Source organism: Nocardiopsis sp. iso_237, assembly GCF_056173345.1.
Map to the genome: position 1 here is coordinate 4,726,305 of NZ_CM149669.1, position 19,771 is coordinate 4,746,075.

The window sequence follows — 19,771 nt, forward strand, 5'->3', positions numbered from 1 at the left end:
CGCGCGCCCCGGCGGGTGAGGGTGCCGGGGCGCGGAGGCGGTGGGGGACGGGGGTTTCAGACCGTGGAGGAGAAGACCTCGTCCCGGGCGCGTTCCAGGGCGTGCAGCAGGGCGCCCCGCACCACCGGACTGCCCTCGACGGTGCCCATGGCCACCTCGGTGACGTTGGGTGCTATCCGCGCTGTGGCCGCCTGGACCCGCTCCGCGAGCTTGGGGCCGCCCGCCTTGGCGACGTCGCCGCCCAGGACCACCAGACCCGGGTCGACGATGACGCTGACCGCCGCCACGCCCCGGGCGAGGCGGTCGGCGAAGGCGTCGAGGAAGGCGTCGCTCTCGGGGCTGTCACCGGCGGAGGCGGTGGCCACGACCTCGGTGACGTCGTCGCCGGGGATGCCGTGCTCGGCGGCGAGCTGGACCACCTGCTTGGCCTTGACCAACGCCTGGAAACCGTGCGGGAGGTCCCGGTTGCCCTCCTGCAGGTGGGAGTCGTAGCTCCCGGACAGGCCGACGTCGACCGGCATCGGGGCACCGGGCACCGGCAGGTAGCCGATCTCCCCCGCGCCGCCGGAGCGGCCCCGGAGGATACGGCCGTCGATCATCGTGGACATGCCGACGCCGCCCGCCGCGCTGAGCCAGATGAGCACGAACTCGTCCGCGCCCTCGGCCGCGCCCTCGGAGTACTCGGCCAGGGCGGCCAGGTTGACGTCGTTCTCCAGCATGACCGAGCGCTTGAGGTCGCTGCGCAGGGCCTCCAGGACGCCCTCGTGCCAGGACATGAGGTCGAAGGAGAACCGGATGTCACCGGTGCGCGGATCGACCACCCCGGGGGTGCCGATCACGCAGGCGCGGACCTTGTCCAGCGGGACCTCGGCGGTCTCGGCCAGGCGCATCACGGCGGTGTGCACCAGGGCGACGGGGTCGTCGGAGGCGCTGGGGTCGACCGTCACCTCGCTGATGACCCGGCCGGTGATGTCCGCGATGGTGGCCGTGACCCGCCCCGCGCTGACGTCGAGCGCGGCCACGTAGGCGCTCTCCGGGACGACCGCGTAGAGGGCCGCGTTGGGTCCCCTGCCCCCCGCCTGGCTGCCGACGACCCGGACGAGGTCGCGTTCCTCCAGACGGGAGAGGAGCTGGGACGCCGTCACCTTGGACAGGCCCGTCCTCGTGCCGAGTTGGGTCCTGGTGAGCGGACCGCCGGACAAGAGGAGTTCCAGTGCCGCGCGATCGTTGAGCTGGCGCAGCAGCCGGGGAGTCCCCGGACGTTGAGACATAACCGTGACACCTCACCCTGTTTTTATTAGGAAAGTTTCCTGTTAATTTAGCTGACAACCTCACAGGAGGTCACGTCCCGGCAGGTCCGAGGCTGTATTCGGGCCACCGGTACCCGCGCCGGCGGGGCGGTCACAACCAGTGCTGTCCCAGCACACCCCCATAAGAGACGTCGAGGCGCCCGGGTCCGTTCATGATCCCAGGTCGTTTCGAGCACAGGCGCCGAGCCCCGGCGTGACGTGCGAAGGGAGATACGTTCACATGAGGTTCCCCAAGATCGCTCTGGCCTCGGCCGTGGTGATGCTCGCGGCCGCCTGCGGCGGTGGCGACGACAGTTCTTCCGGCGAGACTCCTGATTCCCTGACCGTGTGGGTCATGGGCACCTCCCAGGACAACCTGGTCGCGTACTTCGACGACGCGGAGAGCCGCTTCCAGGAGCAGTACCCGGACACCGCCGTCAACGTCGAGTTCATCCCGTGGGGCGACGCCCAGGAGTCGATCACCAACGCCATCGCGGGCGGTGACGCTCCCGACGTCCTGGAGGTCGGCAACGACCAGGTCTCCAGCTGGGCGTCCCAGGGCGCGCTGCTCGACATCGGTGACCACGTCAGCGAGTGGGCCCCCGCCGCCGACATGGACCAGGAGGCCCTGGAGTACGGCACCTACAACGGCGTCCAGTACGGCGTCCCGTGGTTCTCCGGCGTGCGCACCCTCTACTACCGCGCCGACTGGCTCCAGGAGATCGGCCACGAGCCGCCCGCGACCTGGGACGAGCTGATCGAGGTCTCCGAGGCGATCGAGGAGGAGTACGGCGTCCCCGGTTTCGCCGCGCCCACCGACTTCACCAACGGTATCGCCAGCTTCATCTGGGGCAACGGCAGCGAGATCGCCGTCCAGGACGGCGAGGAGTGGACCGGTCGGCTCACCGACCCCGAGACCGTCGAGGCCGTCGAGTTCTACGCCGGACTCACCGAGGACGGCGTCTCCCCGCAGAGCTACGTCGGTGAGACCGAGCTGGTCGCGCTGGCCGACATCGCCAACAGCCAGCTCGGCATGTACATCGACGGCAACTGGGCCCTGGGCTCCATCGAGGAGCAGGCCGAGGACCCGGAGGTCCTGGAGAACATCGCCTCCGCCCCGATCCCCGGCTCGGAGGGTATGGCCCCGGTCTTCGCCGGCGGTTCGGCCCTGACCGTCTTCGGCCTCACCGAGTACCCGGACCAGGCCTTCGACCTGCTCGGCATCCTGGGCGACCAGGAGGGCGGCAAGGCCTACGCCGACGTCGCGGGCTTCTTCCCGGCCTACCCGGAGCTGCTCCAGGCGGACGAGTACCAGAACGACCCCGCCCGCGCCGCCGCGGCCACGAGCATGCAGAACACGCGCTTCTTCCCCAGCACCCCGCGCTGGAACGCCGCCGACCTGGACAACAAGATCCTGCCCGGCGCCGTGCTCGACATCGTGCGGGGCGGCGACCCCGAAGAGGTCATGGAAGGCGCCAACGAGCAGCTGACCACCATCCTCAACGAGCCGGTCGAGTAAGAGCCCGTCCCTTCTGAGCACAGCCGTGAGGGGCGGGCGCGGACCCCGCGCCCGCCCCTTCCGGTCGAACCCGCCCTGATTGAGAAGCCCATGCCGAGAACCGTCGACAAAGCGTCAGCCGAACCGGACGGCGCCGTAGGTCAGGCCCCCGCCCGAACCAGGCGGCCCAAGCCGATCCCGTACCTGCTCATCATCCCGTCGGTGATCCTGCTGGCGGTCGTCCTGCTCTGGCCGATCGTCCAGATGGTCTGGTACTCGTTCACGAGTTTCACCACCCGCAACCTGATGCCCAACCAGCCGGGTCCGGAGTGGAACAACTTCGCTCACTACCAGAGCCTGCTCACCGACCCCGCGTTCTGGTCGATCCTGCGCAACACGGTCGTCGTCTGCGTCCTCATGGTCGGCATCACCATGGTGCTCGGGACGCTGATCGGCATCCTGCTGCACAAGCTGCCCAAGTGGTTCTCCACCTTCGTGGCCATCGGCATGATGCTGGCCTGGTCGACCCCGGCCCTGAGCGCCTCCCTGGTCTTCCGGTGGCTGTTCCTGCCCGAGCGCGGCCTCGTCAACGTCGTCCTCGACCGCCTGCCGGACTGGCTCGTCGGTGACGGATGGCTCCAGTACAACTGGTTCCTCGAACCGCTGTCGCTGTTCAGCATCCTCGTCATGGTGATCGTCTGGCAGTCGTTCCCGTTCGTCGCGGTGTCGGTGCTCGCCGGACTCAAGAGCATCCCGTCCGAGCTCTACGAGGCGGCCCGGATGGACGGCGCCAACGCCTGGAAGTCGTTCTGGAACGTCACCTTCCCGATGCTGCGGCCGCTGTTCGCGCTCCTGCTGGTCCTCCAGATCATCTGGGACCTGCGCGTGTTCACCCAGCTGTACATCCTGGCGAACAGCTTCCAGAACAAGGACGTCTACCTGCTCTCCTACTACATCTACCAGCAGGGGTTCAGCGCCAGCCCGGCCAACTACGGCATGGGTTCCGCCATCGCGGTGGTCATGACCGTCATGATCCTCGCCGTCACCGCGTACTACCTGCGCATCATGATCCGCCAGGGGGAGACCCGATGACCGCCGTCGACAAGACCGCCCGAACCTCGACCGCCGCCGCCCGCGGCTCCGCGTCGGGTGGTTCCGGCGGCACCGGGACCCCGCGACGCGTCCACCGCCGCAGCCCGCTCCGCCGCCTGCGCGAACTCCCCCTGTACCTGGCCGGGATCGCCGTCTTCCTGTTCTCGGTCTTCCCCGTCTACTGGATGGTCTCGACGGCCTTCAAGCCGACCGGGGAGATCTTCACCCGGGACCAGCGGCTGTTCCCCCAGGCGCCCACGCTCGAACACTTCGACCGGGTGATCAACGGCCAGCTGATCCCGGGGGTGAACTTCGGGACCTTCCTCGCCAACAGCCTCCTGGTCACCCTCGGCGCCGTGGCCATGGGAGCCCTGTTCTCCCTGCTGGCGGCGGTCGCCGTCGCCAGGTTCCGGTTCAAGCTCCGCTCGGCCTTCATCATGCTGCTCATCGTCATCCAGATGGTGCCGATGGAAGCGATGATCATCTCGATCTTCATCAACTTCCGGTCGCTCTCGGAGGCCACCGGGGTGCAGCTACTCGGCAACCTCTCCGGTCTGCTGATCGTCTACACCGCCGTGTCGCTGCCGATCACCATCCTGATGCTCCGCGGCTTCGTCGCCGCCGTCCCCAAGGAGCTGGAGGAGGCCGCGGCCATCGACGGTGCCAGCGGCTGGACCATCTTCTGGCGCATCCTGATGCCGCTCGTCGCCCCTGGTCTGGTGGCGGCCAGCATCTTCGCGTTCATCACGGCGTGGAACGAGTTCATCGTCGCCCTGACCTTCCTGGGCCGGAGCACGGACAACTACACGCTGCCGCTGACCCTCTCCTACTACTTCGGCCGCTTCGGCACGGAGTGGGGTCCGATCATGGCCGCCTCGACCCTGCTGACCATCCCGGTGATGCTCTTCTTCCTCTTCGTCCAGCGCCGCATGGTCTCCGGCCTGACCATGGGGGCCGTCAAGGGCTGACCGCCCGCCACCACCGGCCGCCACACCACCTCATCCCCGCCACGCGTCTGCCCTCCCCTGGGCACCCTTGCTCACCGAACGGAGTTCGTCATGCCGCACGACCCGACACTGGAGCGTCTGGCCAACGCCACGCTGCTGGTGCCCTTCGAGTCCCTCCAGGCCCCCCGATGGATCTTGGACGGGCTGGCGGACGGGATCTCCGGCGTCTGTCTCTTCCACAACAACCTGGAGAGCCCCGAGCAGGTCACCGCGCTCAACGCGAGCCTGTGCGAGGCCACGGACACCCCGCTGATCTCCCTGGACGAGGAGGGCGGCGACGTCACCCGCATCGGCCAGGCCCGGGGCAGTGACTACCCCGGCAACGCCGCCCTGGGCGCGGTGGACGACCCCGAACTCACCCGGGCCACCCTGCGCGCGCTCGGCCACCAGCTCTCCGGTCTGGGCTTCAACCTGGACCTGGCCCCGTCGGTGGACGTCAACGTCGCGGACGACAACCCGGTGATCGGCACCCGTTCCTTCGGGGCCGACCCCGAGCTGGTCGCCCGCCACGCCGCCGCCTCCGTTCGCGGTCTCCAGGAGGCCGGGGTGGCCGCGTGCGCCAAGCACTTCCCCGGCCACGGCGCCACCTCCCAGGACTCGCACCACACCCTGCCCCGTGTCGAGGCCGACGCCGAGCTGCTGCACCGCCGTGAGCTGCTGCCGTTCCGGGCCGCCATCGACGCCGGGGTCCGCTCCATCCTGACCGCGCACATCGAGCTGCCCGGTCTGGGCGGCGGCGACGGCCCGGCCACGCTCAACCAGGCCGTGCTCAACGACCTGCTGCGCGGCGAGCTCGGGTTCGACGGGGTCGTGGTGAGCGACGCCATGGACATGCGCGGGGTCAGCGGCGAGATCGGCATCCCCGAGGCCAGCGTGCTCGCGGTGGCGGCCGGGTGCGACCTGCTGTGCCTGGGCCGGTTCGTCTACGCGGACCAGGTCGCCCAGGTCCGCACGGCGCTGGTCGAGGCCGTCCGTGAGGGCCGCCTGGCCGGGGAGCGCCTGGAGGAGGCGGCCGACCGCAACGCCCGGCTGCGTCAGTGGATCAAGGACTCCGCCGAGGGCGGCTCCGCCACGGAGGACTCCGAGCAGGTCGGCCTCACCGGGGCCCGCCGCGCCGTCCGCGTGGACGGGGACCTCCCGCCGCTGGAGAACCCGTACGTGATCGAGGTGGACGCCCCCGCCGGGGTGGCCGTCGGTGACGTGCCGTGGGGTCTGGGCCCCTGGTTCAGCGACACCGTGCGGGTCTCCCCCGAGACCGACGAGCCCGCCGCCGTGCTGGCCGCCGCCTCCGGCCGCGACCTTGTCGTCGTGGTGCGCGACGCGCACCGGTACCCGACCGCCCAGGCGTTCGTGAACGCCCTGCTCAGCGCCTACCCGAAGGCCGTGGTGGTCGAGATGGGCCTGCCCATCTGGCGCCCCGCCTGCGGGGCCTACGTGAGCACCTACGGCGCCGCGCACGTCAACGGACTCAGCGCCGCGGAGCTCCTGGGCGCCACGGGCGCGCTGGAGGCCGCACGGTAGGCCACCCGCCCTCGACCCCTCCCAGGGCGTACCCACCCCGTACGCTCCGCCTCGGCCCGGTCCCCACCACTCCACCAGGGACCGGGCCGAGGGTGTTCTCCGGTTCCGACACGAGGGCGCACGCCGCCCATGTCCCCGAAAGTCGGTAGGAGAAGTACCCTTGGCGTGTAGCATCCCGGCCGCTGGCAACACTCGTCGGCGCCCGGTGCCCCATTCGCCCTTCTAACCACGGCATAATCACAGCATGCGCCTTTCAGCCCGGGTCGACTACGCGCTTCGCGCGGCCGCAGAGCTCGCTGTCGCCAGCGACGGTCCGGTGACGGCCGAGCAGCTCGCACGCGCGCAGGCCATCCCCGGAAAATTCCTAGAGAACATCCTCACCCAGCTACGCCGTGCCGGTCTGGTACGCAGCCAACGGGGTCCCGTCGGTGGTTACTGGCTGGCCCGACCAGCGGCGGAGATCTCCCTCGCCGACATCATCCGAGCGGTCGACGGACCGCTCGCCAACGTGCGCGGGGAACGCCCCGAGCACGTCGACTACGACGGGGCCGCCCGCAGCCTGCAACAGGTGTGGATCGCCCTGCGCGCCAGCGAGCGCTCCATCCTGGAGGGGGTCAACCTCCAGCACCTGGTCACCAACGAACTCCCCGAACAGGTGCGTGTGCTGGCAGAGGACCCCGAGTCCTGGGTCAACCACACCCACCGTTGACGGACGCCCCGCCGGGGCTCCGCCCAGAACACCGGAAGCCGGTCACCCCGAGGGGTGACCGGCTTCCTGAGTGAGGACTCGTACGGTCCACGCTGACGTGTGCGGGTGGGGCCGGGTGTCACACACCGGCCATGTCTGCGACCTGGGGAACACGGTCCGGAACGGGCGCGATGCCGAGGTCCTGCGCGGGAACGGGGTCGGTCGTGACCGCGTCGCCCAGCAGTGCGGCCTCCTGGAGCTCGGCCAGTGCCAGCTGGTCGGAGACCTCCCTGAGGACCTGCGAGAGCGGGACCCCGAGGGCCCCACAGATCGAGGAGAGCAATTCGGAAGATGCTTCCTTCTGTCCCCGTTCGACCTCGGACAGGTATCCGAGGGAGACCCGTGCATCGGCCGACACCTCGCGGAGGGTGCGACCCTGGCGCTGACGCAGCCGCCTGAGCACGTCACCAAGTAGGTGACGAAGCAGGACCATCATTCGCGCTCCCTCCCACCGGTAACGACCTTCATATACAACACCGTACCTGCCCCACGCCCGATTCGGGCACCTCTTGCCGTCCTGTTCGCTGGAGGGGGAACCGCACCCGGGGGTGGTTTTGTTCCCCCACCCCGGGGGGAGGTGGACCAGCCGGAGGGATCAGGCCCGGGTGTTTCCCGTCACGTCCCCGCGAACGGCGGCCCCCAGGAGCCTCAGCGCACCCGTGACCGTGTCAAGGCGGATACCCGAACGATCCCCGGTGAAACTGAACCGGACGACCCGGGTGTGTGAGTCCGGTCCCGCGACCGCCGCGTAGACGGTGCCGACGGGCTGTCCGTCCTGCGGTTCGGGCCCGGCCACGCCCGTGACCGCGACCCCGAAGTCGGCTCCGGTGAGTCGGCGCGCCCCGCGCGCCATGTGGGCGGCGACGTCGGGGTGGACGGCGCCGTGCTCGGCCAGCAGCGCCTCGGGGACGCCCAGGACGGAGGACTTGGTGTCCGTGGCGTAGGTGACGGCCCCGCCCCGGTAGGTGGCGGAGGCACCGGGGACGGCGGTCAGGTGGGCGCCGATGAGCCCGCCGGTGAGGGACTCGGCGGTGGCGGCGGTGGCCCCGACCTCCAGGAGGGCGCGGTGGGCGGCCTGCGCGGCCTCCAGCGCCTCTCCCCCGATCCGGGTGTCCCCCGCCTGGCCCACGGCCCTACTGCTTCCCGCCGTCGGCGCCCTTGGCACGGACGAGGCGGACGGCGTCGGCCACGTAGGTCAGGCCGGTCCAGAGGGTGACGGCCAGGGCGGCCGCCATGACCCCGTGCGCGATCCAGGTGAACACGCCGGTGAAGGGCAGCAGCCCCAGCGGGAACAGGTAGATGCTGATCGCCACGATCTGGAGGACGGTCTTGAGCTTGCCTCCGCTGCTGGCGGGCATGACGCCGTAGCGCAGCACCGCGAAGCGCAGGGCGGTGATCCCCCACTCGCGGAGCAGGATCGCGATGGTGACCCACCACCACAGGTCGCCCTGGACGGAGAGCACGATCAGCGCGGCTCCGGTCAGCGCCTTGTCCGCGATGGGATCGGCGATCTTGCCGAAGTCGGTGACCAGGTTCCGGCGGCGGGCCAGCTCACCGTCCACCCGGTCCGTGATGGCGGCGATCACGAAGACGGAGAACGCGGCGAGCTGCCAGCCGAGCCCGTCCAGGAACATGAACCAGACGAAGACCGGCACCATGACCAGGCGGCTCATCGTGAGGATGTTCGCGATGTTCCACAGTGGAGCTTGGGGGGCGGACGAGGCCGCGGGGTCGTTGGTGCTCATCTGTCGGCGGCTTCCCCGTCCTGCTCAGCGACGAGGTCGGCCCCCATCGACTGGATGACGGTGGCGCGCACGAGGTCACCGACGGCCAGGCCCTCGCCGTACAGGATGGTGCTGCCGTCGACCTCGGGCGCCTGGTGCTCGGCGCGGCCCTCGTAGGCGCCGTCCTCCAGGACGGTCTCCACCAGGACGGTCACCTCGGTGCCGATCCGCTCCTCGGCCCGCTGGACCATGAGCTCCTCGGCCAGGCGGTTGAGGGTGTCCACGCGCTCCTGGACGACCTCCTCGGACACCTTGCCCTCGTGGGTCAGGGCCTCGGTGCCGTCCTCGTCGGAGTAGCCGAACACGCCGATGGCGTCCAGGCGGGCCTCGCTGAGGAAGGCCACCAGCTCCTGGAACTCCTCCTCCGTCTCGCCGGGGAAGCCGACGATGAAGTTGGAGCGCGCACCGGCCTCCGGGGCGCCCTTGCGGGCGGTCTCCAGCAGCTCCAGGAAACGCTCGCGGTCACCGAAACGGCGCATGCGGCGCAGCAGCGGGCCGCTGGCGTGCTGGAAGGAGAGGTCGAAGTAGGGCACCACGCCGGGGGTGTCGGTGAGCACGTCCACCAGCCCGGGGCGGACCTCGGCGGGCTGGAGGTAGCTCACCCGGACCCGCTCCAGGCCCTCGACGGCGGCCAGGCGCGGCAGCAGCTTCTCGAGCGCGCGCACGTCGCCCAGGTCCTTGCCGTAGGACGTGGAGTTCTCGCTGACGAGGAAGACCTCGCGCACGCCCTCGCTGGCCAGCCACTCGGCCTCGCGGACGATCTCGTCGGGCTGCCGGGAGATGTAGGCGCCCCGGAAGGCGGGGATGGCGCAGAAGGTGCACCGTCTGTCACAGCCGGAGGCGATCTTGAGGTTGGCGACGGGGCCGCCGGTCAGGCGGCGGCGCGGGGTGGCCGCACGGTAGGGCAGCTCGGTGCCCTCGGCGCCCTCGGAGTCGGTGAAAGCGGCGTGCCCGGGCACGTGGACCTGGGAGGCGTCGCGCTCGGCCGGGCTGATCGGCAGCAGGGTCCGGCGGTCGCGCGGATCGTGCGGGGCCAGCTTGCGGCCGGCGACGACGTCGTCGAGACGGTCGGTGATGGTGGCGTAGTCGTCGAACCCGATGACGTTGGCCTCGGGGAGGGCGTCGGCCAGCTCGGAGCCGTAGCGCTCGGCCATGCAGCCGGCGGCGATGACCTTTCCGCCGCCCTCGGCCGCCTCCAGAAGGGTCTCGATGGAGTCCTGTTTGGCGGCGTCGATGAACCCGCAGGTGTTGACGACGGTCACGTCGGCCTTGGTGTCGTCGTCGACGAGGTCCCAGCCGCCAGCGGCAAGGCGTCCGGCGAGCTCTTCGGAGTCGACCTCGTTACGCGCACACCCCAGGGTGACGAGTGAGACAGTACGGCGCGATGACATGGCTTCCAAGCGTGTGGGAGAGCTACGGGTGCAGCGGGCGCGGCGCGGCCGAAGGCCGGGGTACCGGTCGGGTCGTGCTGTCGCACGAAGGCGTCGATGGTCGCCGCCCGCAGCCCCCCACACTACCGTGGATGACCTACCCGCCCGTACCCCGGCCTCGTCGCACGTGGTGCCGTGCCGCGCCGTGGGAGCCCGTCAGTCCTCCAGACCCTCGGCCCCGATGGTGACCTCCCGGACCTCTCCGATCTCGCCGCTGGGGCCGTGGTCCTCGCCGTCAACGGCCACGTCGATCGAGCCCGCGTTGCCGACCCACAGTTTCAGCGGCGTCCTGGTGGTGTAGTCCTGGGTCTCGCCCTCCAGGAGGAACCCGGTGTAGATCGCCTCGCCGTCGGCCTCACTGACCTCGATCCAGCTGCGGTCGCTGGCGGTGAAGGAGACGGTGAACTCGACCGGCTCCGCCTCGGCGGCGTCCTCCTCCACGGCCTCGGCGCGCTCGACGGGCACCGCCGCGTCCTCCGGGAGCATCACCGAGTCGGAACCCTGCTCGCCGCCCGCCCGCGCATACTCGAAGGCGGTCCGGACGGGGTTGCCCTCGTCCCAGCCCTGCCAGGTGCGTACGCCCACGAACACGGCGGCGATCAGGATGAGTCCGACCACGGCCCAGGGCCAGTGCCGCCGGAACGCCTCCGCGCGGCGGGTGCTGGTGCCGCTGACCCCGCTGCGGGGCGCGGCGGCTCGGGCCGCGCCCGGCCGGGCGCCCGGCGGCGGGCTCTCCGGTCTGCTGTGCCGACCGGGCCGACGCGGTCCCGGCACGGCGGCCTCTCTGTTGGCCCCGGCGTTGGCCCCGGCCGACTGGGCCCCCCGGGGTCTGTTGCGCTGCGGCGGCCGGGCCAGCCGCTGGTTGCGTTCGAAGTGGCCCCAGTTCTCGGCCCGCTGCTCCGGGTCGGCTCCCTCGTCCCCGAAGCTGCGGGGTACGCCCTGGGGCGTCTCGTGTTCGTCGGTGGTCCTGGTGTGGGCCCGTCCGCCCTGGGCCGCGGCGACCCTGGCCGCCTTCGGCTTCGCGGACGGGTGCCGGGGTGGGGGGATGAAGGTGGCCTTCTCAGGCGAGGCGTGGTCCCTGTCGAACTCCTCCAGCAACGGTGCGGGGTCCAACCCGAAGAGCTTGCAGATCCTCCGGATGTGCCCGCGGGCGTAGAAGTCCCCTCCGCAGGGGACGAAGTCCTCGTTCTCGATCCCTCTCAGGACCTGCATACGGATGCGTGTACGTGTGCTCAGGTTCTCCAAGGAGCAACCCGCCGCGATCCGTGCGGCGGACAGGGTCTGGCCGATCGTCGCCATGCGCACTCCCCCCGCGACTGTCTGTGCCTACGTTTACCCACTCTGCTACTAGGACACGGACAACGCAGGTCACCACGCCCCATGAAGGGCTCAAGATCGCGCCAAATCGGGCGTCACGGACGTGGTGTCGGTCTCATCCGCCCCGAATGTCGGTGAGTACGGCGGCGAGTTCGTCGGGCTGCACGAGGACGTCGCGTGCCTTGGAGCCCTCACTGGGGCCGACGACGTCGCGGCTCTCCATGAGGTCCATCAGGCGGCCCGCCTTGGCGAACCCGACCCTGAGCTTGCGCTGAAGCATCGACGTGGACCCGAACTGGGTGGTGACGACCAGCTCGACCGCCTGGAGCAGCAGGTCCATGTCGTCGCCGATGTCCTCGTCGATCTCCTTCTTCTTGGTGTCGACGACCGCGACGTCCTCGCGGTAGCTGGGCTCGGACTGCTTCTTGCAGTGGTCGACGATCCCCCGGATCTCCTTCTCCCCCACCCACGCGTTCTGGAGGCGGATGGGCTTGCCCGCGCCCATCGGGAGGAAGAGCGAGTCACCCTTGCCGACCAGCTTCTCCGCGCCGGGCTGGTCGAGGATGACGCGGCTGTCGGCGAGGCTGGAGGTCGCGAAGGCCAGCCGGGAGGGGACGTTGGCCTTGATCAGGCCGGTGACCACGTCGACGCTGGGGCGCTGGGTGGCCAGGACCAGGTGGATGCCCGCGGCACGGGCCAGCTGGGTGATGCGCACGACCGCGTCCTCGACGTCGCGGGGGGCGACCATCATGAGGTCGGCCAGCTCGTCGACGATCACCAGGAGGTAGGGGTAGGGCTCGTAGACGCGTTCGCTGCCCAGCGGGGCCGTGAGCTCCCCGGTGCGCACGGCGGCGTTGAAGTCGTCGACGTGCCGGTACCCGGAGGCGGCGAGGTCGTCGTAGCGCCGGTCCATCTCCCCCACCACCCACTGGAGGGCCTCGGCGGCCTTCTTCGGGTTGGTGATGATGGGCGTGATCAGGTGGGGGATGCCCTCGTACATGGTCAGCTCGACCCGCTTGGGGTCGACCAGGATCATGCGGACCTCGTCGGGGGTGGCGCGCATCATCAACGAGGTGATGAGCCCGTTGATGCAGGTGGACTTACCGGCGCCGGTGGCACCGGCGACCAGCACGTGCGGCATCTTGGCGAGGTTGGCCACGACGTTGCTGCCCTCGACGTCCTTGCCCAGGCCCACCAGCATGGGGTGGTCGTCCGAGGTGGCCGCCGGGGAGCGCAGGACGTCGCCCAGACTCACTATGTCCTTGTCCGTGTTGGGGATCTCCACCCCGATCGCGGACTTGCCGGGGATGGGCGACTGGATGCGCACGTCGGCGCTCTTGACCGCGAGCGAGATGTTCTTGGAGAGCGCGGTGACCTTCTCGACCTTCACCGCGGGGCCGAGCTCGATCTCGTACCGGGTGACCGTCGGTCCCCGGGTGAACCCGGTGACCTCGGCGTCGATCTTGAACTGCTCCATGACCCCGCTCAGGGCCGCGACGACGTCGTCGTTGGCCTGTGTGCGGGGCTTGACCGGCGTGCCCGGCTTGAGCATGGTCGGCGCGGGCAGCTCGTAGTCGCCCTCGACCACACGGGAGGGGATGGAGAGCTGCTCGGTGGTGACCGGAGCCGGCGTGGGGTCGGGGACCGGGGCCTTGGCCTTCTTGCGGGCGGGCTTCTTCGCCGCCGCGGCCTCCGCCTCCTCCTCGTCGGTGAGGGCGGGGGCGATCGACCCCGACTCGGGTTCGCTGGGCAGGACCGGGCTGTCGTAGGGGCGCTCGTGGTCCCCCGCGACGGTCTCGGCCTCGGAGGTCCGCGCCTTCGGCCTGCGCTTGCGCGGCTTGGCGGGCTTCTCCGGGTCCGCGCCGAGGAGGCCGATCCCGGAGTCGGGTCCGGTGTCGCGCTCCATGAGGGCGCCGAACAGAGTCTGGAGGCGGTCCGGGATGCGGCGGATGGGGGTGGCGGTCACCACGAGGATGCCGAAGATCAGGATCAGGGCCAGCAGCAGGCCGGTGAGCCAGGGGGTGACCACGGCGCTGAGCGGGCCGGAGGCGACGAAGCCGACGACACCGCCCGCCTCCTGGAGCCCCTCGATGCCGTCCGCGGGCTGCGGGATGCCGTGGGCGATGTGGATGAGCCCGAGCAGGCCGAGCATGATCGAGGTGACCCCGATGAACAGCCGTCCTGCGTCACCCTCCTTGCTGGTGCTCGGGGTGCGCATCAGCTTGACCGCGATGGGCAGGAAGAGCAGCGGCAGGATCGGGGAGAAGGTGCCGACGCCGCCGACCACCACGAAGCGGGTGGCCTCCAGGAGGGGGCCCTCGCTCTGCCACCACACCGCTGCGGCGACCAGGATGCCCAGGGCCAGCAGGATCAACCCGGCGCCGTCGCGCCGCAGGTCGGGGTCGAGGCCGCGGGCACTGCGGCCGACCGCCCGGGCCGCCCCGCCCACGGTGTGCGCGACGAGCTTCCACATCACCAGGAGGAACTGGCCGAAGAGGGTGACCACGTAGGCGATGGGCCCGTCGGGCATGCGCTTCTTCGCCGCGGGTTTGCGCGCGGCGGGCTTCTTGCGCCCAGCACCACCTGAGGAGGCACGCGTGGCCATCGGGGGTCACCTCCACCGGGGACGGGGTCGATTCCGAGGTGCGGGCACAGCGACCCGGCACGGCGGGAAGCCTACTAAGCCGTCCAGCCCGAAGCATCCAGGGGGCACGGCGTGTCCCGGCTTTCCACACTTCCGCTCCGCCCCAGCCCCAATCGTGTCCCGCCTGGGGCCTTGGCTACCAGGGGGGGTGCTTGCGTTCGGGCGCCGCCAGGGTTCAGCAAGACGAGTCAAGCCGCCAGCGAGGAACGAGCCAGGCGTAGACGAGGATGAAGAATCCCTGGCCTTCCGGGCGCCCGAACACGGGCCGAAGCGAAGCGGAGGCCCAAGAAAATATGGCCCGGGAACGCGTACGTTCCCGGGCCGTGTCCCTGCTTCCCCTACGGTCAGACCTCGACCAGGACGGGGATGATCATGGGACGTCGGCGGTAGGTCTCGTTGACCCAGCGTCCCGTGCTGCGGCGGATGAGCTGACGCAGCTGGTGCGGGTCGTTGACGCCGTCGGCGGCCGCCTTGTCCAGGGCGTCCTGGATCTTGTCGATGACGTCGTCGTAGGCCTCGGCGCCCATGCCCGCGCCCCGGGTGTGGATCTCGGGGTCACCGAGGATCTTCCCGGAGTTGGAGTCCACCGCGACGACGACGGAGATGAAGCCCTCCTCGCCCAGGATGCGGCGGTCCTTCAGGGCGGCGTCGGTGACGTCCCCGACCGAGGAGCCGTCCACGTAGACGTACCCGGCCTGCACCGCGCCGACGATCTTGGCGCGGTTCTTGTGGACGTCCACGACCACGCCGTCCTCGGCGATGACGATGCGGTCGCTCGGCACGCCCGTGAGCTTGGCCAGGTCGGCGTGGGCGCGCATGTGCCGCCACTCGCCGTGCACCGGCATGAAGTTGCGCGGACGCACCATGTTGAGCACGTACAGCAGCTCACCCGCGGAGGCGTGGCCGGACACGTGCACGAGCGCGTTGCCCTTGTGCACGACCTTGGCGCCCCAGCGGGTCAGGCCGTTGATGACCCGGTTGACCGAGTTCTCGTTGCCCGGGATGAGCGACGAGGCGAGCAGGATGGTGTCGCCCTCCTCGATGCGGATCTGGTGGTCCCGGTTGGCCATGCGGCTCAGCGCCGCCATGGGCTCGCCCTGGGAGCCGGTGCAGATCAGCACGACCTCGTCGGCGGGCATCTTGTCGAGCTGCTTGACGTCGACGATGGTGTCGCCGGGGATGCTCAGGTAGCCCAGGTCGCGCGCGATGTTCATGTTGCGGACCATGGAGCGGCCCACGAACGCGATCTTGCGGCCGTGCGCGGTCGCGGAGTCGATGACCTGCTGGACGCGGTGCACGTGCGAGGCGAAGCAGGCCACGACGATGCGCTTCTTCGCCTGCCGGAACACCTTGTCGATGGCCTCGGTCAGGTTGCGCTCGTTGACCACGAACCCGGGCTGCTCGGCGTTGGTGGAGTCCGACAGCAGGATGTCCACACCCTCGTCACCGAAGCGGGCGAACCCGGCCAGGTCGGTGAGGCGGCTGTCCAGCGGCAGCTGGTCCATCTTGAAGTCGCCCGTGTGCAGTACCGTGCCGCCGGGCGTGCGGATGCCCACGGCGAGCGCGTCCGGGATGGAGTGGTTGACCGCGAAGAACTCCAGGTTGAAGGGGCCGAAGTCGTGGCGCTCCCCCTCCTCCACCAGGACGGTCTCCGGCTTGATCCGGTGCTCTCCGAGCTTGGCGCTGATCAGCGCCAGGGTGAGCTTGGAACCGACGATCGGGATGTCGGCCCGCTCGCGCAGCAGGAACGGCACGCCGCCGATGTGGTCCTCGTGCCCGTGGGTGAGCACGATCGCCTCGATGTCGTCGAGACGGTCCCGGATGTAGTCGAAGTCCGGCAGGATCAGGTCGACGCCGGGCTGCTCCTCCTCCGGGAAGAGCACGCCGCAGTCGACGATGAGCAGACGGCCGCCGTACTCGAAGACCGTCATGTTGCGGCCGATCTCACCGAGTCCGCCGAGCGGGACGATGCGAAGGACGCCCTTGCCCTGGGGCGGGGGCGGGCCGAGTTCGGGGTGCGGGTGACTCATACGGAACCCTCCGTCAGACGTTCGACGCGCACGGCGCTGGCGGGCACGGCCTGGTGCGGGGCGAGCCCGATCGGGCCCTTGACCCCGGCGGCGGCCAGGTCCTCGCGCAGGAGGGCCTGGAGCTCCGAGGACGCGTCCGCGAGCGGAGTGCGGACCGGCCCGGAGGGCAGCCCGAACAGGTTCAGGATCGCCTTGGTGGTGATGACGCCCTGGGTGCGGAACATGCCGGTGTAGACCGGGGTGAGGCGGCGGTGGATGGCCAGCGCCTGGCCGACCTCGCCCGCCTCGAAGGCGTCGATCATGTCCTTGAGGTCGCTGCCGACGATGTGGCCGACGACGCTCACGAAACCGGCCGCGCCGACCGACAGCAGCGGCAGGTTCAGGATGTCCGTGCCGCAGTAGTAGGCCAGGTCGGTGCGCTCCATGACCCAGGAGCTGGCGCCGACGTTGTCCTTGGCGTCCTTGTTGGCGACGATGCGCGGGTGCTCGGCCAGCCGGACCAGGGTCTCGGAGGCGATCGGCGTCCCGGTGCGGTGCGGGATGTCGTAGAGCATGACCGGCAGGTCGGTGGTGTCGGCGATCTCGGTGAAGTGCCGGATCAGCCCCTCCTGCGGGGGCTTGTTGTAGTAGGGCGTGACGGCCAGCAGGCCGTGCGCGCCCGCCTTCTCGGCGGCCCTGGCCAGCTTGACGCTGTGACGGGTGTCGTTGGTGCCGACCCCCGCGATGATCTGGGCGCGGTCACCGACGGCCTCGACCACCGAGCGCAGCAGACGGTCCTTCTCGTCGTCGCTGGTCGTGGGCGACTCGCCGGTCGTGCCGCTGATGACCAGTCCGTCGTTGTGCTGCTCGTCCACCAGGTAGGTGGCGAGCCGGGCGGCGCCGTCGTAGTCGAGTTCCCCGTCCTCGAGCATCGGGGTGACCATCGCGGTCAGCATCTTGCCGAACGGGCGGTTCTTGGGTTCCACCATCGTGTGTGAAAGGCTCTCGGGCCCCAGCCGGAAGGCGTCGGGGCCCTGGGTTGCCCTTCCTCCTCTCCATGTGCGTGAAACGGGTGTGTGTCCCGAGCCGGGTGCTTTCCTCCGTGCAACGGGTGAAGACGGCGTTGAACGTCCGTCGCCGCGACCGGTGAACGCGGGCCACCGGAAGCGGGAAAGTCTGTTGTGTCCTCGCACCTGTGAGTGCGCGGGAGCGGGTCCGGTTCGGTCCCCGTCCTCGTGGGTTGAGGTGAGGGACCGTCACGGGTGTGACCGACCAGGTCACCTGGAGCCTACGCGCTCGACCGGTGCCCGGAAGTGTGAACCTACCCGCACCGGGCCCTCGTCACTCGGACGGGGCCCGGTGTCACCGTGGTCGGAGAACGGCGCGCGGGTGTCGTTCGGGCGTGTCTCAGTCGTCCTTGGCGTCGGGCAGGAACATGCTGACGACCCAGCTCACGATGGTGACGACGATGGCGCCCCAGAAGGCGGGCCAGAATCCGTCCACGTGGAACGGGACGTTGAACAGCCCGGCGATCCACTCGGTGAGCATGAACAGCAGCGCGTTCACCACGAGCCCGATCAGCCCGAGGGTGAGGGCGTAGAACAGGCAGCCGACCGTCTTGACGATCGGTTTGATGACCGCGTTGACCACACCGAAGATCGCGCCGACCACGAGGTAGACGACGATCTGACCGGCGGTGTCCTGCGCCGTGACGTCGATCCCGTCGACGAGGAGGACAGCGGCCCAAAGGGCCAGCGCGTTCGCGATAACTCTGATAATGAGGCTCACAACGTAGATGTTCCCATGCCGGTGCAAGGTCCGGAAACTCCGGCGTGGGTGATCTTCGCGTCCGGCGTGTCGCACACCCGCGCCCGCCGGGTTCCGGAACCAACCGAGAGGCCCCCTCGTGTCCAGTGCGCAGTTCGTCCGTCCCGCCCGTGCCGCCGACGTGGACAGGGTGGTGGACCTCCAGGTCGCGTCGTGGCGGTCGGTGTACGGGGAGCTGTTGCCCGAGGAGGTGGCGGCGGAGCTCTCGGGCGACCAGGCCCGTGAGAGCTTCCGTGAGCAGTGGACGGCGGCGTTGGAGTCGCCGCCCACCTCGAAGCACCGGCTGGTGGTGGCCACCGACGAGGACGGCGGGGTGCGCACGGTCGTCGGGTTCGCGGCGTTCGGCCCGGGTGGGGACCCGGACCTGTGGCCCGCCAAGGACGCGGAGGTGTTCGCGCTGCACGTGGACCCGGAGCGGGTGCGGGAGGGGCACGGCAGCCGTCTGGTGAACGCGTGCGTGGACCACCTGGTGGAGGGCGGGTTCGGCACGGTGCACGTGTGGGTCCCGGAGGAGGAGAACGCGCTGCGGTCGTTCTTCGAGGCCTCGGGGTGGCGCGCGGACGGTGCCCGGCGGGAGATCGACATGGGTCGCCTGCTTCCGATGGTGCGGTTGCACGCGGCCGTGTCCGAGTAGTTCGGCGGCGCGTCGGCCAGGCACTACCGTTGGGTAGTTGTCCGGCGCGCCCCCAGGGCGCGCCACCGTCTCGAATCTGGAGGACCGGCGCGTGGCCACGGTCAGTGAATGGGTCTCGGGGCTGCGCCCCCGCACGCTTCCGAACTCGATCGTCCCGGTGGCGGTCGGTACCGCGCTGGCCTTCTCCCTGGACGGGTTCGTGTGGTGGAAGGCGCTGCTGGCCCTGGTGGTGTCCATGGCGCTCCAGGTGGGCGTGAACTTCGCCAACGACTACAGCGACGGGGTCAAGGGCACCGACACCGAGGAGCGCACCGGGCCCACGCGGCTGACCGCGAGCGGGCTGGCGGCTCCGAAGCAGGTGCTGGCCGCCGCGCTGGGGAGTTTCGCGTTCGCCGGTGTCATCGGGCTGGTCCTGGTGGCGACCAGTTCGTGGTGGCTCCTGTTGATCGGCGCGGCCGCCATCGCCGCCGCCTGGTACTACACCGGCGGGAACACCCCGTACGGGTACCGGGGCCTGGGCGAGGTCTCGGTGTTCGTGTTCTTCGGCGTGGTGGCCGTGGTGGGCACGGTGTTCGTGCAGATGGGGTCGCTGCCCTGGCAGGCCTGGGTGGCGTCGGTGCCGGTGGGTCTCCTCTCCTGCTCCGTGCTGGTGATCAACAACCTGCGCGACATCCCCACGGACCGGGAGACCGGCAAGATCACCCTGGCCGTCCGTCTGGGCGAGACCGGCACCCGCCGCCTCTACGCGGGCATGGTCGTGGCGTCCTTCCTGGTCGCCCTCGTGCTGACCACGGTGTCCTGGTGGGTGCCGCTCGTCCTGTTGTGCGCGCCTCTGGCGGTGCCCCCGCTGCGCCGGGTGCTCGGCGGGCAGGTCGGCCGGGACCTGGTGCTGGGCCTGGGTGAGACCGGGAAACTCCAGATGGCCTTCGGCGTGCTGTTCTCGGTGGCGCTCGCCCTGGGCTAGGCGGGTT

Annotated in this window: 17 protein-coding genes; 7 read left to right on the forward strand and 10 right to left on the reverse strand. The window is 70.2% G+C overall.

The annotated features are described in order from the left end of the window. Positions 1-56: 56 nt before the first annotated feature. Positions 57-1,271 (reverse strand): ROK family transcriptional regulator, encoded by a 1,215-nt coding sequence (locus AC0VYM_RS21460; RefSeq protein WP_475454921.1) that lies wholly within the window; start codon positions 1,269-1,271, stop codon positions 57-59. Between the two features lie 259 nt (positions 1,272-1,530). Between AC0VYM_RS21460 and AC0VYM_RS21465 the strand changes: the two genes are divergently transcribed. The 5 genes from AC0VYM_RS21465 (at position 1,531) to AC0VYM_RS21485 (ending at position 7,116) form a co-directional block, all read left to right on the forward strand. Beyond that, positions 1,531-2,808 carry an extracellular solute-binding protein gene (locus AC0VYM_RS21465; RefSeq protein WP_475454923.1) on the forward strand — a complete coding sequence of 426 codons (1,278 nt, stop codon included), beginning with the start codon at positions 1,531-1,533 and terminating at the stop codon, positions 2,806-2,808. A gap of 90 nt (positions 2,809-2,898) precedes the next feature. Further along, the gene (locus AC0VYM_RS21470; protein ID WP_475454925.1) at positions 2,899-3,879 is read left to right on the forward strand and encodes a carbohydrate ABC transporter permease; all 981 of its coding nucleotides are present in this window, start codon (positions 2,899-2,901) and stop codon (positions 3,877-3,879) included. Then, entirely contained in the window at positions 3,876-4,847 is a 972-nt protein-coding gene (locus AC0VYM_RS21475) for a carbohydrate ABC transporter permease (protein ID WP_475454927.1), read from the forward strand. Before AC0VYM_RS21470 ends, AC0VYM_RS21475 begins: the two co-directional genes overlap by 4 nt. A gap of 90 nt (positions 4,848-4,937) precedes the next feature. Further along, positions 4,938-6,407 carry a glycoside hydrolase family 3 protein gene (locus tag AC0VYM_RS21480; RefSeq protein ID WP_475454929.1) on the forward strand — a complete coding sequence of 490 codons (1,470 nt, stop codon included), beginning with the start codon at positions 4,938-4,940 and terminating at the stop codon, positions 6,405-6,407. A 244-nt stretch (positions 6,408-6,651) separates the two neighbouring features. Beyond that, complete coding sequence (locus AC0VYM_RS21485) at positions 6,652-7,116, forward strand: RrF2 family transcriptional regulator (RefSeq protein WP_026129576.1); 465 nt, start codon at positions 6,652-6,654, stop codon at positions 7,114-7,116. 118 nt (positions 7,117-7,234) lie between these two features. Here AC0VYM_RS21485 and AC0VYM_RS21490 read toward each other — a convergent pair whose 3' ends face one another. From AC0VYM_RS21490 to AC0VYM_RS21530, 9 genes are all read right to left on the reverse strand, one after another. Continuing rightward, positions 7,235-7,591, reverse strand: a complete 357-nt coding sequence (locus AC0VYM_RS21490) for a helix-turn-helix domain-containing protein (RefSeq protein ID WP_378737065.1) — start codon at positions 7,589-7,591, stop codon at positions 7,235-7,237. Positions 7,592-7,750: 159 nt separating this feature from the next. Next, a complete protein-coding gene (locus AC0VYM_RS21495) occupies positions 7,751-8,284 on the reverse strand; it encodes a CinA family protein (RefSeq protein ID WP_475454932.1) in 534 nt (177 codons plus the stop codon). A 4-nt stretch (positions 8,285-8,288) separates the two neighbouring features. Further along, positions 8,289-8,900, reverse strand: a complete 612-nt coding sequence (pgsA, locus tag AC0VYM_RS21500; protein ID WP_475454934.1) for a CDP-diacylglycerol--glycerol-3-phosphate 3-phosphatidyltransferase — start codon at positions 8,898-8,900, stop codon at positions 8,289-8,291. After that, entirely contained in the window at positions 8,897-10,330 is a 1,434-nt protein-coding gene (gene rimO, locus AC0VYM_RS21505; protein WP_475454936.1) for a 30S ribosomal protein S12 methylthiotransferase RimO, read from the reverse strand. The genes pgsA and rimO overlap by 4 nt, the downstream gene beginning before the upstream one ends. A 195-nt stretch (positions 10,331-10,525) precedes the next feature. Then, positions 10,526-11,668: a helix-turn-helix domain-containing protein gene (locus tag AC0VYM_RS21510; RefSeq protein ID WP_475454938.1), complete on the reverse strand. Its 1,143-nt coding sequence runs from the start codon at positions 11,666-11,668 to the stop codon at positions 10,526-10,528. A gap of 133 nt (positions 11,669-11,801) precedes the next feature. Next, a complete protein-coding gene (locus tag AC0VYM_RS21515; protein ID WP_475454940.1) occupies positions 11,802-14,291 on the reverse strand; it encodes a DNA translocase FtsK in 2,490 nt (829 codons plus the stop codon). 383 nt (positions 14,292-14,674) lie between these two features. Further along, positions 14,675-16,360, reverse strand: a complete 1,686-nt coding sequence (locus AC0VYM_RS21520; RefSeq protein WP_475454942.1) for a ribonuclease J — start codon at positions 16,358-16,360, stop codon at positions 14,675-14,677. Beyond that, positions 16,357-17,328 carry a 4-hydroxy-tetrahydrodipicolinate synthase gene (gene dapA, locus AC0VYM_RS21525; RefSeq protein WP_475454944.1) on the reverse strand — a complete coding sequence of 324 codons (972 nt, stop codon included), beginning with the start codon at positions 17,326-17,328 and terminating at the stop codon, positions 16,357-16,359. The genes AC0VYM_RS21520 and dapA overlap by 4 nt, the downstream gene beginning before the upstream one ends. 418 nt (positions 17,329-17,746) lie before the next feature. Next, entirely contained in the window at positions 17,747-18,127 is a 381-nt protein-coding gene (locus AC0VYM_RS21530; protein ID WP_475454946.1) for a phage holin family protein, read from the reverse strand. 118 nt (positions 18,128-18,245) lie between these two features. On the opposite strand from AC0VYM_RS21530, the gene AC0VYM_RS21535 reads away from it, so the two are divergent. Together AC0VYM_RS21535 and AC0VYM_RS21540 are read left to right on the forward strand one after the other, a co-directional pair. Then, positions 18,246-18,800 (forward strand): N-acetyltransferase family protein, encoded by a 555-nt coding sequence (locus AC0VYM_RS21535; RefSeq protein ID WP_475454948.1) that lies wholly within the window; start codon positions 18,246-18,248, stop codon positions 18,798-18,800. 91 nt (positions 18,801-18,891) lie between these two features. Continuing rightward, positions 18,892-19,764, forward strand: coding sequence for a 1,4-dihydroxy-2-naphthoate polyprenyltransferase (locus AC0VYM_RS21540; RefSeq protein WP_475454950.1), 873 nt, complete (start codon positions 18,892-18,894; stop codon positions 19,762-19,764). The last annotated feature ends 7 nt before the right edge of the window (positions 19,765-19,771 follow it).

Coding starts and splice junctions, on each gene's coding strand:
- AC0VYM_RS21520 (WP_475454942.1), bottom strand. CDS start 16,360: ATGAGTCACCCGCACCCCGAACTCGGCCCGCCCCCGCCCCAGGGCAAG.
- AC0VYM_RS21460 (WP_475454921.1), bottom strand. CDS start 1,271: ATGTCTCAACGTCCGGGGACTCCCCGGCTGCTGCGCCAGCTCAACGAT.
- pgsA (WP_475454934.1), bottom strand. CDS start 8,900: ATGAGCACCAACGACCCCGCGGCCTCGTCCGCCCCCCAAGCTCCACTG.
- AC0VYM_RS21485 (WP_026129576.1), top strand. CDS start 6,652: ATGCGCCTTTCAGCCCGGGTCGACTACGCGCTTCGCGCGGCCGCAGAG.
- AC0VYM_RS21510 (WP_475454938.1), bottom strand. CDS start 11,668: ATGGCGACGATCGGCCAGACCCTGTCCGCCGCACGGATCGCGGCGGGT.
- rimO (WP_475454936.1), bottom strand. CDS start 10,330: ATGTCATCGCGCCGTACTGTCTCACTCGTCACCCTGGGGTGTGCGCGT.
- dapA (WP_475454944.1), bottom strand. CDS start 17,328: ATGGTGGAACCCAAGAACCGCCCGTTCGGCAAGATGCTGACCGCGATG.
- AC0VYM_RS21515 (WP_475454940.1), bottom strand. CDS start 14,291: ATGGCCACGCGTGCCTCCTCAGGTGGTGCTGGGCGCAAGAAGCCCGCC.
- AC0VYM_RS21490 (WP_378737065.1), bottom strand. CDS start 7,591: ATGATGGTCCTGCTTCGTCACCTACTTGGTGACGTGCTCAGGCGGCTG.
- AC0VYM_RS21465 (WP_475454923.1), top strand. CDS start 1,531: ATGAGGTTCCCCAAGATCGCTCTGGCCTCGGCCGTGGTGATGCTCGCG.
- AC0VYM_RS21480 (WP_475454929.1), top strand. CDS start 4,938: ATGCCGCACGACCCGACACTGGAGCGTCTGGCCAACGCCACGCTGCTG.
- AC0VYM_RS21475 (WP_475454927.1), top strand. CDS start 3,876: ATGACCGCCGTCGACAAGACCGCCCGAACCTCGACCGCCGCCGCCCGC.
- AC0VYM_RS21470 (WP_475454925.1), top strand. CDS start 2,899: ATGCCGAGAACCGTCGACAAAGCGTCAGCCGAACCGGACGGCGCCGTA.